Below are 13728 nucleotides of genomic sequence, written 5' to 3'. Positions count from 1 at the left end.
GCCGAATGTGGCGCCGGTGGCGGGTTTCGCGGTGGCGAAGGATGGGTTGTCGGTGTCGGTGGACGGGTCGGACTCGTCGGATGCTGATGGGTCGGTGGAGTCGTATGCGTGGGACTTCGGTGACGGGGCTTCGGGCTCGGGCCGGACGGCGTCGCACACTTATGGCGCGGCGGGCACGTACGAGATTCGTCTGACGGTTCGTGATGACGATGGCGCGACGGGCTCGGTGACGAAGTCGGTGTCGGTCGTGGTGCCTCCGGCGGAGGACGAGTTGGCGGCTGATGCGTTCGGTCGCACGGTCTCCGGCGGGTGGGGCACGGCCGATCGTGGCGGTGCCTGGTCGGTGTCCGGTGGCGCGGCGGCGTTCTCGGTCAGTGGCGCAGCCGGTCACATCTCGCTGGCTCCGTCGCACACTCGTGAGGCGCGGTTGGGGTCGGTGTCGACCGAGAACTCCGTCTCGACGGCGGTGTACTCGGTGGACCAGGCCTCGGCGGGTGGCACGTTGAGTTTGACGGCTCTGGGTCGTGTGATCGGCAGCAACGAGTACGCGGCCAGGATCCGGTTGGAGCCCTCGGGCGTGGTCCGGTTGCAGTTGTTGCGCAACCAGACCGAGCTCGGTGGCGGCAGCGTGGTGATCGCGAACGACTACACGCCGGGGACGAAGCTGAACGTGAAGGTGTCGGTGCGCGGCACGAGCCCGACGACGTTGGGTGCGAAGGCGTGGTTCGCCGGGTCGGCCGAGCCGGCCAACTGGCAGCTGACGGCAACCGACTCGACCGCCGGCCTGCAGGCCGCTGGTGTGGTCGGGGTCCGGGCGGCGCTCAGCTCGGTCTCGACGGTCCCCACGACCCGCTTCAACTTCGACTCCTACCGCGTCGTGAGCGGGAACGCCCCAGCGCCGAATGTGGCGCCGGTGGCGGGTTTCGCGGTGGCGAAGGATGGGTTGTCGGTGTCGGTGGACGGGTCGGACTCGTCGGATGCTGATGGGTCGGTGGAGTCGTATGCGTGGGACTTCGGTGACGGGGCTTCGGGCTCGGGCCGGACGGCGTCGCACACTTATGGCGCGGCGGGCACGTACGAGATTCGTCTGACGGTTCGTGATGACGATGGCGCGACGGGCTCGGTGACGAAGTCGGTGTCGGTCGTGGTGCCTCCGGCGGAGGACGAGTTGGCGGCTGATGCGTTCGGTCGCACGGTCTCCGGCGGGTGGGGCACGGCCGATCGTGGCGGTGCCTGGTCGGTGTCCGGTGGCGCGGCGGCGTTCTCGGTCAGTGGCGCAGCCGGTCACATCTCGCTGGCTCCGTCGCACACTCGTGAGGCGCGGTTGGGGTCGGTGTCGACCGAGAACTCCGTCTCGACGGCGGTGTACTCGGTGGACCAGGCCTCGGCGGGTGGCACGTTGAGTTTGACGGCTCTGGGTCGTGTGATCGGCAGCAACGAGTACGCGGCCAGGATCCGGTTGGAGCCCTCGGGCGTGGTCCGGTTGCAGTTGTTGCGCAACCAGACCGAGCTCGGTGGCGGCAGCGTGGTGATCGCGAACGACTACACGCCGGGGACGAAGCTGAACGTGAAGGTGTCGGTGCGCGGCACGAGCCCGACGACGTTGGGTGCGAAGGCGTGGTTCGCCGGGTCGGCCGAGCCGGCCAACTGGCAGCTGACGGCAACCGACTCGACAGCCGGCCTGCAGGCCGCTGGTGTGGTCGGGGTCCGGGCGGCGCTCAGCTCGGTCTCGACGGTCCCCACGACCCGCTTCAACTTCGACTCCTACCGCGTGACGCGCTGAGCGACCTCAGCTGAGGGCGGGGTCGAGCTTGCCGCCATGGCGGCGGGCCGATCGCCGCGTCAGGGAGTACGCCGCGAGGGCCCACACCAGGGTCATGGTGTGGAACGAGGTCTGGACCGGGCTGAACGCGGCGTCCCACAACCCCAGGATGGTCAGCAGGCAGGCGACGGATGATGCGGTGCTCGTGGCGATCCCGTCGATCAGGGCGCGCACGGCGATCGCCATCAGCACGACGATGAGCAGCGCCCCCAACGGGCCGAACCAGATCCAGAAGTCAGCGATGACCGAGTGCAGCTCGAATCGGCCGCCGAAGAGGAAGCGCTCGACGTAGCCGTTGTTCGGGTCGTAGTTCAGCGTGCTCATGCCGGTCTTCGCCAGCCAGACGTCGTTGGCGGTCGGGATCGCCCCCGGGCCCAGTCCTCGCGGCTGGTGCTCGATGAGGGCGGTGGACGCCCCCAGCTCCGGTCGCCCACCCGTCAGCAGGGAGCCGGAGGCGTCGAGCTGGGTCTGGGTCCGCTGAGCGGCGCTGTCGCCCAGGACGCCGTCCAGGATCAGGGCCTGGAACAGGTTGTAGCCGCCGATGACGCCCACGGCGAGGGCCGCGAGCAACGCCCCCCGGTTCAGGGCTGCACCGTTGCGTCGTGCTGCCTGCAAGGTCACGAGGGCGGCTGCCAACAGCAGGAAGGCCGTCATCGATCGGGAGTCGCTGCCGGCTGATACGGCGGCCATCGCGAGGAGCGCGCCGATCTCGAGCAGCCGTGACCCCACGACCATGGCCACGCCCAGCAGGGTGATGGTGACCGGGAGGGCCCAGGAGTACTTCCACGGGTTGACCGGGTTCGCACCGTTGATGACGACGTGCGTCAACGCCCCCAGGCCGAAGGCCAGCACGGTCCACGGGATGCCGATGATGGTCAGCGCCCAGAACAGCAGACCGCCGCATGCCACGAGCGCCACGGCGATCATCACCTGCACCAGGAGGTTGCGCGGGTCGTACCGGTTGCCGTCGTTGAACATCGCCACCATGAGGCCCCAGACGACGGCACAGACACCGAGGACGAGAACCTTGCGCAGCAGGGGGTTGCGCACCATGTGGGGGAGCCACAGGGGGAGCAGGACGGCCGCCATGACGAGCCCCGGTGTCAGCCCCGGCAACAGGACCTCGCGTCGGATGCCCACGGCGAACGCGGAGGCCGCGGCCATCACGACGGTCAGACTCGACCACTCCGGGGATGGCTCGACCGTGCGATTCACGCCGGCTCCCTCCGGTATGTTGCACCTACGCTCCGCGGATTGCCGCTGGGGTCACCGCTCATTCGACGCGCGAGGTTCCAGATGAGGCAGTCGCGACCACGGTACCGCGTGGCCGTCGTCCTGGGGCACGATCAGGACGTCGAGAGCTGGCGCCTGCGCCATCGCGCCGGCGAGGTCGCGGACGGCACTCCCTACGGCTACGACGCCGCCGACGAGGTGTTCGAGATGCGCTGGTCCGTGGCGCACGCCGAGAGGCCCGTCGTGAGGCGGATCCGCGCGCGACTGGTCTCCGCGCTGGGCTTCGACCTGGTCCATGCATGGCGGAACCGCCGGCTGATCCGATGGGCCGACGTGGTGTGGACCCACACCGAGCGCGAGCACCTCGCGGTGGCCGCCGTCCAGGCGCTCCGTCCTCGGCGCCGCACGCCGGTGCTCGCCCAGTCCGTGTGGCTGTGGGACCGGTGGCCGACGTGGGGAGCGACCCGGCGGGCACTGGTGGCGAGGTTGCTGCGCACCCATCCGGTCGAGTGCACCCACAGTCGTGTCAACCGCGAGATCTCCGCCGCGACGGTGCCCGGCCGCCGCGTGATCGTGCTGCCCTTCGGCACGACGGTCCCGGCCCTCGACCCGTCTTCGGCCGGTGCGCCCGGCGACCGAAGCGGCCGGCCGCTGGTGCTGGCGCTGGGCAACGACGTCGATCGCGACTGGGACCTCTTCCTGGCCGTGACGGAGCAGCTGCCCGAGCTGGACTTCCGGATCGCCTGTCATCGCCGGTCCATCCGGGAGATGCCGTGGCCGGCGCACGTCTCGTGCGGGCCTGCGGCGTCACGGGCGGAGGTGGACGAGCTCTTCGGCGACGCCGCCGTCGTGGCCGTGCCGCTGAGGCCCAATCGCCACGCCTCCGGGGCCACGACCTGCATTGAGGCCACCGGGGCCGGACGCCCCGTCGTGGCGACGGCGACCGGTGGGATCGAGGACTACCTCCCGCCCGAGACCGACCTGGTGACGGTGGGTGACGTCGACGGCTGGGTCCGCGCCCTGCGCGAGGTCGTCGGCTCACCGGCAACGGTCGACGCCCGATTCGTGCTGCGCCACGGGCTGACGCAGCGGGACTACGTGGCCCGGTACGTCGCGCTCACGTGGGATCTCCTGGGGGTCGCTCCCGCCGATGACGGCGTCTCGCAGTTCCGGTCGGCCGGCGACCAGTGGCCTCAGGCAGCCGTCGAGTAGAGCCGGTCGCGGTGGCGTCGGATGTAGATCGCGAACGGGATGATCTGGCACACGATGACCGCCAACACGCTGCTGAGCGGGGGACCCTCGACACCGAGCAGCACCGTGAGCACGATGCTCAGCGCCAGGCTCGAGGCCGCCATCGTCAGCGCGGGGACGACCTGGAAGCGGATGCCGGGCTTGTCCATGATGAACATGCCCAGCGGGTAGAGGATCGCGGTGCAGGTCACCATCGCGCCGAACGCCAGCACCGTCGTGCCCGAGACGGTCACCTCGTCGTTGGTGATGAAGCCGAACAACGGTTCCCGCACGAGCCACACGAGGCCGGTCGCCACGACGATGCCGGAGGCGAAGACGGCCGACAGCAGTCCGGGTCCGCGGTGGATCGTCCCTCGCTCGCGATCGCGGGCGAACTTCGGCCACAGCGCCACGCCCGCGGCACCGACCAGCCCGTTGAGCGCGAAGAAGACCTGGGCGGCGACGCTGTACTCCGCGACGTCATGGGCGGTCCCGAACTGCGCCAGCACGTAGCGCTGGGAGCCCAGCGCGATGGGCGCGGACAGCAGTTGTGCCAGCATCGGCCAGCCCACGTCCATGACCCGGGTGCCCGGTGCCTGACGTAGGCGCGGCAGCCGTCGGATCGTCCGGGGCACGAGAGGCGACGTCATGCGCGAGGTCACCGCCAGGCCGATGACGCCGACCGTGAAGGAGGCGATGAACGACGTCATCGCCAGTTGCGCGGCGAAGTGCGCGTCGTCGATGTTCAGGACCAGCCACACGAGACCGAAGTTCAGAGGTGAGATGAGGCCCTGCAGCAGGATCACGACGTGGTTCTTGCGCAGTCCCAGCATGATCCGCACCCACAGGCCGACCGGGACACCGCAGGCGAACACGCTGAGCGACAGGAAGGCCCCGAGGTCGGCGCCGTCGAGGCGTCCCGCGTCGCCGAGGATGCGTGTCCACCCGCCCGTCAGCAGCAGCAGCGTGTTCACGAGCTGGGCGACGGCGGCGAAGCCGACCAGGATGCGCCCGACCGAGGTGACCTGCGCGAGGACGAGTGGATCGGTCCGTGGGTCGTCGCTCGCGGCCACGCTGTTGACGACGACGGCTCCGGCGCCGAGATCGGTGAAGGACAGCAGGGCGGGGAAGGCCACGAGGAGTGCGTACAGCGTGTAGTGCTCGACGCCGACCGTGCCCAGGATGAGACGTGCGGTCAGGACCCCGAAGACCAAGGAGGTCGACATGGTCGCCAACCTCGCGAGCAGCGCGTAGACCGAGTTCACGGCGTGGTCAGGCCTTTCGCCGGCCGCTGAAGCGGCCCCGCTGGGACTGTCCCTCAGCGAGCCGCCGCGCGAGGGCGAGGTATCCGTCGGTCACCGCGTCCCACGAGTAGGTGGACGCGACCCGCGAGCGCACGGCGTCGGCGTGCTCCACCGCGGCGGTGACGTCCTGCTCGGTCTCGACGACGCGACGTGCGACGTCGTCGGCCGTCCGGAAGGCGCGCGATCCGGCGCCGAGGGACTCGGCGTTGAAGCTGACGTCGTAGGCGGTGACGGGGGTGCCCGCCCCGATCGCCCGCAACAGCGAGGGGTTCGTGCCGCCCACACTGTGGCCGTGCAGGTACGACGCGGCGTTCGCGTACAGGGCGTCGAGGAGGTCCTGGTCCCAGACGCCCCCGACCAGCCGGATCCGCGGATCATCGCCGGCGGCCTGCTCGATCTCCGCGGTGTACGCGTCGGCATAGGGCGCCGAGCCGACCACGACCAAGGGCAGCTCGGCGTCGCTGGCCCGGTAGCCGCGGACGATCTCGAGCACGTGGTTCTCGGGCTCGAACCGTGCGACGACGAGGTGATAGCCGCGATCGGTCAGACCGAGCTCGGCGAGGCGATCGGTGTGGCGGTCGACGAGGATCGGTGCCCCGTAGACCAACAGCTCGGACGAGGCGCCGAACTCGTCGGTGTAGTAGTCGGCGATGCCCCGGGCGTCCGCGATGAGGGCGTCGGCCCACCGCACGGACAGAGCCTCGGCCGTCCGGTAGTAGCGGCGCCCGGCGCCGCCCCACTTCGCCCGCTTCCACTCCAGACCGTCGACGTGCACCGCCGTCGGGAGCCGGCGCAACCGCAGCACCGGCAGGAACACGGCGTTGGCCGCGTTGAAGACGAAGGCCGCGTCGTAGCGTCGGCGACTGAACAGCACGTGGAACACCGACAGGAACGTGTGGCTGAGCGTCTCCAGGGCCTTCTTGGGCGCGGCCGGCAGGTGCACGAGCGTCATGCCCAGGTGCTCGGCCGGCTTGCCCTCCGCGCCGCGACAGTAGACGGTGACGTCGTGGCCGCGTTCGGCCAGGCGGCGGCCGATCTCCTCGATCGCGGTCTCGAAGCCGCCGTATCTGGCCGGCACGCCGCGCGTGCCGAGCATGACGATGCGCATCAGGTGGGTTCCGCGTCGTACGTGCGCAGCTCTCGCCACCACTTGACGAGCGCGAGGGCCAACATCGCCGCCGCCGCGACGAACAGGAGGGTCCAGACGATGCGGAAGGCGACGGGGAACCCCAGCAGGACGAAGACCCAGCAGATGAATCCGTAGTCCGTGGGCAGGATCAGGAAGCGGCGCAGGGGGTGTTCCGCGGCCGGGTCCTGCTGCACCGGGGCGGCAGGACGCAGGGTGGGCATCAGGATGAGGCCGAAGTAGGTGGCGCCGGCGACCACCGTGAAGCCGACCGGCACGAGCAGCCACGCGTTCGACGGCAGGTCGACGAAGCGGTACCAGTGGATCAGCACGGCGAGGTGCAGGGTGAGGGACTTGAAGCAGTCCACCGTGTGATCGAGCCACTCGCCGGACTTGCTGCCACCGCCGCGCAGACGCGCCAACTGCCCGTCCACGGAATCCATGACGTAACCGCCGGCGAGCAGCACTGCGACGAGGATCCCCACCCACCACGTGGGAGGGACGAGGGCGATCAAGGCGATCCCGGTCGCCGAGAGCGTCGCGCTCACCGCGGTGGCCTGGTTGGGTGTCATGCCGTGGGCGTTCATCCACGCGGCCACGTAACGACCCGCGGGACGGTTGACGTGACGCGAATAGGCCGCGGTGCCGCGAGCCGGCTTCTGCGCGGACCGGAGGGCCTCGAGCCCGGAACGGAAGTCCAGCTGCGTCACCTGATGTCGGCCTAACTAGATGGGTGCGGGGCCCTGTCAGCCTAGTGGAGCCGTGCTGCCCGTGGTGGGGGTTCTTGTCGCTCGGACGATCGACGGCCGGTGGCGGCCGCGTGTTCGCATCGGCCAAGGAGTCGCGACGACGGACTGGGCCGCGGACCCACCGCGTAGTCTTGACAGGTCATGGTCCAGCCTCAGTTGTCCGCGGCCGTCGCCGCCGAACCGCACCTCGCCGCCTTCGTCTCCGACCTCCGTGACGGTGACGGTGGCTCGCAGCTGACCGCGCCTCCCGCCCTGCACCCGTTCGTCGCCGCAGCGTTGGCCGACGGCCCGGGCGTGACCGTCGCGGTCACGGCCACCGAGCGTGAGGCGGACGACCTCACCCGCGCCGTCGCGGCCCTGATCGGACCCGACGCCGTCGCGACGTTCCCGGCGTGGGAGACCCTGCCGCACGAGCGCCTGTCGCCGCGCTCGGACACCGTCGGTCGCCGCCTCGCCGTGCTGCGGCGCGTCGTCCACGGCGGTGAGGACCGGCCGAAGGTCGTCGTCGCTCCCGTCCGCTCGATCCTGCAGCCGCAGATGAAGGGGCTGGCCGATCTCGAGCCGGTCGAGCTGGTCGCGGGCCAGGACGTGGAGCTCGATGACGTCGTCCGGCGGCTCGCGGCGGCGGCCTACACGCGGGTCGACCTGGTCGAGCGCCGCGGCGAGTTCGCGGTACGCGGCGGCATCGTCGACGTGTTCCCGCCCACCGAGGACCACCCGCTGCGCGTCGAGTTCTGGGGCGACACCGTCGAGGAGGTCCGTCGATTCGCGGTGGCCGACCAGCGCACCCTCGAGCCGGTCGACCGGCTGTGGGCGCCGCCGTGCCGCGAGATGCTGCTGACCGACGAGGTCCGCGCCACGGCCGCACGGTACGCCCAGACCCACCCCTCGATGGCCGAGCTGTTCACGAAGCTGGCCGAGGGGCACGCGGTCGAGGGCATGGAGTCGCTGGCTCCCGTGCTCGCGGGCGAGATGGAGCTGTTCGTCGACCTGCTGCCCCCGGGCTCGACGGTCGTGACGAACGACCCCGAGCGGATCCGCGCCCGGGCGGCGGACCTCTTCGCGACGAGCGAGGAGTTCCTGGCCGCGTCGTGGGCCACGGCCGCCGACGGTGGCGAGAGCCCGATCGACGTCGGAGCGGCGGCGTTCCACGAGCTCGACGACGTCCGTCAGCACGTGGCGAAGCTCGGCCTCGGCTGGGGCGAGGTCTCGCCGTTCGCCCTCGACGAGTCGCACACGGTCGCCGCCGAGCCCGCTCCGCAGTACCGGGGCGAGATCGACGCCGCCCTGTCCGACATGCTGGCCTGGCGCGGCCAGAAGCGGCACATCGTGATCGTCGCCCCCGCCCACGGCCAGGCGCAGCGTGCCGTCGAATGGCTCGCCGAGCACGACGTCCCCGCCACGATCGTCGATCACGCCGACGGGCCGGGAGGCCCCGAGCAGCAGGTCGTCCAGGTCATCTGTGCCGACCTCGTCCACGGCTTCGTGTCGGAGTCCCTGGGGCTCGTGCTGCTGACGCTCGAGGACCTCGTCGGCCAGCGCGCCCCCGAGCGCACGCAGCGGTCGATGCCCGCGCGTCGCCGCCGGCAGATCGACCCGCTCGAGCTCAAGCCCGGCGACGCGGTCGTGCACGAGCAGCACGGCGTCGCGCGCTACGTCGAGCTGGTCAACCGCGTCGTGCACGGGGCCGCCCGCGAGTACCTCGTGCTGGAGTATGCGCCCAGCAAGCGGGGGCAGCCGCCGGACCGGCTGTTCGTGCCGATGGACCAGCTCGACCAGGTCAGCCGGTACGTCGGCGGCGAGGCGCCCTCGCTCGACCGCCTCGGCGGCGGTGACTGGACCAACCGCAAGAACCGCGCTCGCAAGGCCGTGCGCCAGATCGCCGACGAGCTGATCAAGCTCTACGCGGCCCGGCAGTCCACGAAGGGTCACGCCTTCGGGCCGGACACGCCCTGGCAGGCCGAGCTCGAGGACGCGTTCGCGCACGTCGAGACGCCCGACCAGCTGTCCACCATCGACGAGGTCAAGCGCGACATGGAGCGTGTCGTCCCGATGGACCGCCTGGTGTGCGGTGACGTCGGCTACGGCAAGACCGAGATCGCGGTGCGCGCGGCGTTCAAGGCGATCCAGGACGGCAAGCAGGTCATCCTGCTCGTCCCGACCACGTTGCTGGTGCAGCAGCACTACGCGACGTTCGCCGAGCGCTTCGGACAGTTCCCCGTCACGATCCGGCCCCTGTCGCGGTTCCAGACCGAGAAGGAGTCCAAGGCCACGCTCGAGGGCTTGGCGGACGGCTCGATCGACATGGTCATCGGCACGCACCGACTGCTGCAGCCGGGCGTCAGGATCAAGGACCTCGGCCTGGTCATCATCGACGAGGAGCAGCGGTTCGGCGTCGAGCACAAGGAGGCGCTCAAGCACCTGCGTGCCGCCGTCGACGTCCTGAGCATGTCCGCCACGCCGATCCCGCGCACGCTCGAGATGGCCGTCACGGGCATCCGCGAGATGAGCACGATCGCGACACCGCCGGAGGAGCGTCACCCGGTCCTGTCCTTCGTCGGGCCGTACGAGGACCAGCAGGTGATCGCCGCCATCCGGCGCGAGTTGCTGCGCGAGGGCCAGGTGTTCTACCTGCACAACCGGGTGCAGAGCATGGAGAAGACCGCGGCGCGCATCCGCGAGCTCGTGCCCGAGGCCCGCGTGGCCGTGGCCCACGGCAAGATGGGCGAGCACCAGCTCGAGGAGGTCATGGTCGACTTCTGGGAGAAGCGCTTCGACGTCCTGGTCTGCACCACGATCGTCGAGTCGGGCCTGGACGTCTCGAACGCCAACACGATGATCATCGAGCGCGCGGACACCCTCGGCCTGTCGCAGCTACACCAGCTGCGCGGGCGCGTCGGCCGTGGCCGCGACCGTGCCTACGCGTACTTCCTCTACCCGCCGGACAAGCCGCTCACCGAGACGGCCCACGACCGGCTCGTCACCATCGCCCAGCACTCGGAGCTCGGCGGCGGCATGGCCGTGGCCATGAAGGACCTCGAGATCCGCGGTGCGGGCAATCTGCTCGGCGGCGAGCAGTCCGGTCACATCGCCGACGTCGGCTTCGACCTGTACATCCGGCTCGTGGGCGAGGCGGTCGCGGAGTTCCGCGGCGACGCGGCCCCCGAGAAGGAGGTCAAGCTCGAGTTGCCGATCGAGGCGCACCTGCCGCACGACTACGTGCCCAGCGAGCGGTTGCGGCTCGAGATGTACAAGCGGCTGGCCGACGTGCGGGCGACCGCCGACATCGAGGAGCTGCGCACCGAGCTGGCGGACCGCTACGGCCCTCCGCCCGAGCCGGTCGAGACCCTGCTGCAGGTGGCGGCGCTGCGCGTCAAGGTGCGCGCCGCGGGCCTGACCGAGGTGACCTCGGCGGGGTCCAACATCCGGTTCACGCCGGTCACCCTCTCGGAGTCGGCGAAGCTGCGGATCAACCGGATCTACCCGAAGAGCCTCTACAAGGAGGCGGTCAAGGTCCTGCTCGTGCCGGCGCCGCGCAAGGAGGGCATCGGCGGTGCGCCCCTGCGCGGGCGGGAGCTGCTCGAATGGGCCGGCCGGGTCGTCGACGCGATCACGGGCTGACCGCCGGTTGCTCGGTGTGGCCCCCGCGTCCATTGGGTGGAAAGCCCACCATCGCGGGCCGATTCTGGTTACCGTCAGGTAGTGAGCGTCATGGAGCAGGAGCCGTCGCCGGCCGAGGGCCGACCGCGCTGGCGGCGTACCGGCAGGAGTCTGCTGACGGTTCTGGTGATCGTGGTCGTGCTGGCCGTGGCCGCGGCGCTGGGTGCCGACTTCTGGCTCCGCCGTCATCTCGGTGGGCAGATGGAGGCGCTTCCCGCGGCGATGCCGGTGGGGGAGCGGCCCCAGAGCACGCCGGACGACTCGATCAACATCCTGCTGCTCGGCAGCGACAAGAGGGTGGACGGATCGGTCGCCGGCCAGCGCAGCGACACCATGATGGTCATCCACATCCCGGCCGATCGGAAGTCGGTCAGCCTCGTCAGCATCCCGCGCGACTCGTGGGTGCAGGTACCCGGGCACGGCCCGGCGAAGATCAACGCCGCGTTCTCCTGGGGCGGTCCGGCGCTGTCGGTCGCGACCGTCGAGAAGCTCACCGATGTCCGCATGGACCACGTCGCGGTGATCGACTGGGAGGGCTTCAAGCGGGTGACCGACCTGCTCGGCGGCGTCACCGTGACCATCCCGAAGACGGTCAAGGACGGCTACTCCGGACGGACGTGGGAGGCGGGCACGTACGAGATGGACGGCAAGACGGCGCTGGCCTACGTGCGCCAGCGTGCCGGGCTCGCCGGCGGTGACCTGGACCGGATCAAGCGGCAGCAGGCGTTCCTGCGCTCCTTGGCCGGCAAGACCTTGTCGCGTCCGACGTTCACCGATCCCCGCCTGCTCTACAAGGTGCTCGACGCGGTGACTGCCAACCTCGGGGTCGACGAGGGATGGACGGCCTCCGACATGCGCAACCTGGCCTGGTCGCTGCGATCGGTCCGGTCCCAGGACATCTCCTTCACCGTGGTCCCGCTCAAGTCCCTCGGGATGGAGGGCGCCCAGAGCGTGGTCTATCTCGACCGCCCCGAGGGCGAGGAGTTGTGGCAGGCGCTTCGCGAGGACCGACTCTCGGCGTGGATCGGTGAGACCGGTACGGGTCTGGCTGATGTGGTCGACTGAACGGGCCCGGTACTGTGGCGCCATGTCGAAGACCCGCTTGGCCGTTCTCGGGCTCGCCGCGCTGCTGTTGGCTGGCTGCGGTCCCGTCCATCCCGGTGCTGCCGCCGTCGTCGGCGACACCCGGATTCCCATGTCCGACGTCGACGATGTCGCGAGCGTCTACTGCGTCGCCTCGAAGCAGCAGGCCCAGCAGGGCGGTGCCGGCAGCGTGGACAGCGCGGCCCTGCGTCGCCAGTCGCTGGCGGATCTGCTCGTCGGCGAGATCGCCGACCAGATCGCGCAGGAGCGTGACCTCACCATCGAGGTCCCCGCACTCACGGCCGAGGACAAGGCGCAGTTGGAGCAGATGTTCGGCGACCAGGTCGACGAGGCCGTGAAGCTCGTCGAGCGCAACCAGCGCACCAGCGCGATCGCCCTCGAGCTGGGACGCGAAGCCGCTCCCGCGGGAACCGACGAGGAGCAGCTGGTCCAGGCCGGCCAGCAGTTGCTCGCCCAGCAGATCGCCGAGTTCGACGTCTCGGTCGATCCCCGGTTCGGTCTGGACGAGACGATCCAGCAGGTCTCGGAGTCCGGCTCCCTGTCGGTCCCGGGCGGCGAGCTCGACGCCACGGCCATCGAGGATCGGCCCCAGGCCCTGCAGTGCACCTGACGTGAGCCAGGAGTTCGATCGCCTCGTCGAGGTCATGCGGCGGTTGCGGGCGGAGTGCCCGTGGACCCGCGAGCAGACCCACGAGTCCTTGCGTCGCTACGTGATCGAGGAGGCCTACGAGACGGCCGAGGCGATCGACCTGGCCGACTCGGAGCACCTGCGCGAGGAGCTGGGCGACCTGCTCATGCAGGTCGTGATCCACGCGGCGATCGCCGAGTCCGACGGCGAGGGCTGGACGACCGACGACGTCGTGCGGGGGATCGCCGACAAGCTCATCCATCGCAGTCCCCACGTCTTCGGGGACGTCACCGTCTCGTCGGCCGCCGAGGTCGACGCCAACTGGCAGCGACTCAAGGGTGAGCGCAAGCAGCGCCGTCACCCGCTCGAGGGCATCCCCGCCGACCTGCCCGCGCTGATGGCGGCCGACAAGGTGCTGGGCCGGGTCGACGCCCCGGTCGAGGGCGACGACCTCGGGGCGCGGCTGCTGCGCCTCGTCGCGGAGGCCCGCGCCGCGGGCGTCGATCCCGAGGCCGAGCTGCGCGCGGCCACGCGTCGCCACGCCGACCGCGCCTGAACCCGGGCGCGGGGCCGCCCTGTCCTCAGCCGAGCGCGGAGCTGAACGAGCCGACGACCCGCACCCCGGCGGGTTGGCCCGTCACCCGTGCGACGCGCGCGGGCAGGGACCGAGCCACCGGGGAGGTGGCGAGCCTCCCGAGCAGGCCGGTGGCGTTGATCGGCACTCCCTCCACGACGGTGGAGTTGCGGTCTTGTCCGGTGGCGTTGCGGAAGGTGGTGAGGGTGGGGAAGGATTCGGTGCCTTTCTTGCCGTTGGCCCAGCAGGCGAAGCGTTCGGGGTTCTTGGGTGAGGTGCGGTGGTAGGCGTTGCCGTT

General features: G+C 70.6%; 11 protein-coding genes. 6 read left to right on the top strand and 5 right to left on the bottom strand.

The window, feature by feature from the left end; translation table 11 throughout:
- The coding region (locus GL325_RS15470) for a PKD domain-containing protein (RefSeq protein ID WP_255499637.1) at positions 1–1783 on the top strand (1783 nt) is incomplete at its 5' end.
- 6 nt (positions 1784–1789) lie between these two features.
- Here the strand turns inward: GL325_RS15470 and GL325_RS15465 are convergent.
- Complete coding sequence (locus GL325_RS15465; RefSeq protein WP_187770134.1) at positions 1790–3037, bottom strand: hypothetical protein; 1248 nt, start codon at positions 3035–3037, stop codon at positions 1790–1792.
- A 108-nt stretch (positions 3038–3145) separates the two neighbouring features.
- On the opposite strand from GL325_RS15465, the gene GL325_RS16050 reads away from it, so the two are divergent.
- Positions 3146–4267: a glycosyltransferase gene (locus GL325_RS16050; RefSeq protein WP_187770133.1), complete on the top strand. Its 1122-nt coding sequence runs from the start codon at positions 3146–3148 to the stop codon at positions 4265–4267.
- Here GL325_RS16050 and GL325_RS15455 read toward each other — a convergent pair.
- The 3 genes from GL325_RS15455 to GL325_RS15445 are packed head-to-tail and all read right to left on the bottom strand — an operon-like array spanning position 4249 to position 7425.
- Entirely contained in the window at positions 4249–5550 is a 1302-nt protein-coding gene (locus tag GL325_RS15455; RefSeq protein ID WP_255956237.1) for an oligosaccharide flippase family protein, read from the bottom strand. The genes GL325_RS16050 and GL325_RS15455 overlap by 19 nt on opposite strands.
- A 7-nt stretch (positions 5551–5557) precedes the next feature.
- On the bottom strand, positions 5558–6697 hold the full coding sequence (locus tag GL325_RS15450; RefSeq protein WP_223111350.1) for a DUF1972 domain-containing protein: 1140 nt from the start codon (positions 6695–6697) through the stop codon (positions 5558–5560).
- A complete protein-coding gene (locus GL325_RS15445; protein WP_187770131.1) occupies positions 6697–7425 on the bottom strand; it encodes a CDP-alcohol phosphatidyltransferase family protein in 729 nt (242 codons plus the stop codon). The genes GL325_RS15450 and GL325_RS15445 overlap by 1 nt, the downstream gene beginning before the upstream one ends.
- A gap of 180 nt (positions 7426–7605) precedes the next feature.
- On the opposite strand from GL325_RS15445, the gene mfd reads away from it, so the two are divergent.
- The 4 genes from mfd (at position 7606) to GL325_RS15425 (ending at position 13412) form a co-directional block, all read left to right on the top strand.
- On the top strand, positions 7606–11085 hold the full coding sequence (gene mfd / locus GL325_RS15440) for a transcription-repair coupling factor (protein WP_187770130.1): 3480 nt from the start codon (positions 7606–7608) through the stop codon (positions 11083–11085).
- Between the two features lie 90 nt (positions 11086–11175).
- Positions 11176–12189 (top strand): LCP family protein, encoded by a 1014-nt coding sequence (locus GL325_RS15435; protein WP_255499638.1) that lies wholly within the window; start codon positions 11176–11178, stop codon positions 12187–12189.
- Positions 12190–12211: 22 nt separating this feature from the next.
- Positions 12212–12838, top strand: a complete 627-nt coding sequence (locus tag GL325_RS15430; protein ID WP_187770128.1) for a hypothetical protein — start codon at positions 12212–12214, stop codon at positions 12836–12838.
- 1 nt (position 12839) lies between these two features.
- A complete protein-coding gene (locus GL325_RS15425) occupies positions 12840–13412 on the top strand; it encodes a MazG family protein (protein ID WP_255956236.1) in 573 nt (190 codons plus the stop codon).
- Positions 13413–13437: 25 nt separating this feature from the next.
- On the opposite strand, the gene GL325_RS15420 is transcribed toward GL325_RS15425, so the two are convergent.
- A partial coding sequence (locus tag GL325_RS15420) for a hypothetical protein (RefSeq protein WP_223111349.1) occupies positions 13438–13728 on the bottom strand: 291 nt, incomplete at its 5' end.

The organism is Aeromicrobium sp. 636 (assembly GCF_024433585.1).
Lineage (GTDB): Bacteria > Actinomycetota > Actinomycetes > Propionibacteriales > Nocardioidaceae > Aeromicrobium > Aeromicrobium senzhongii.
This window is presented reverse-complemented; position numbering and strand designations above follow the sequence as displayed.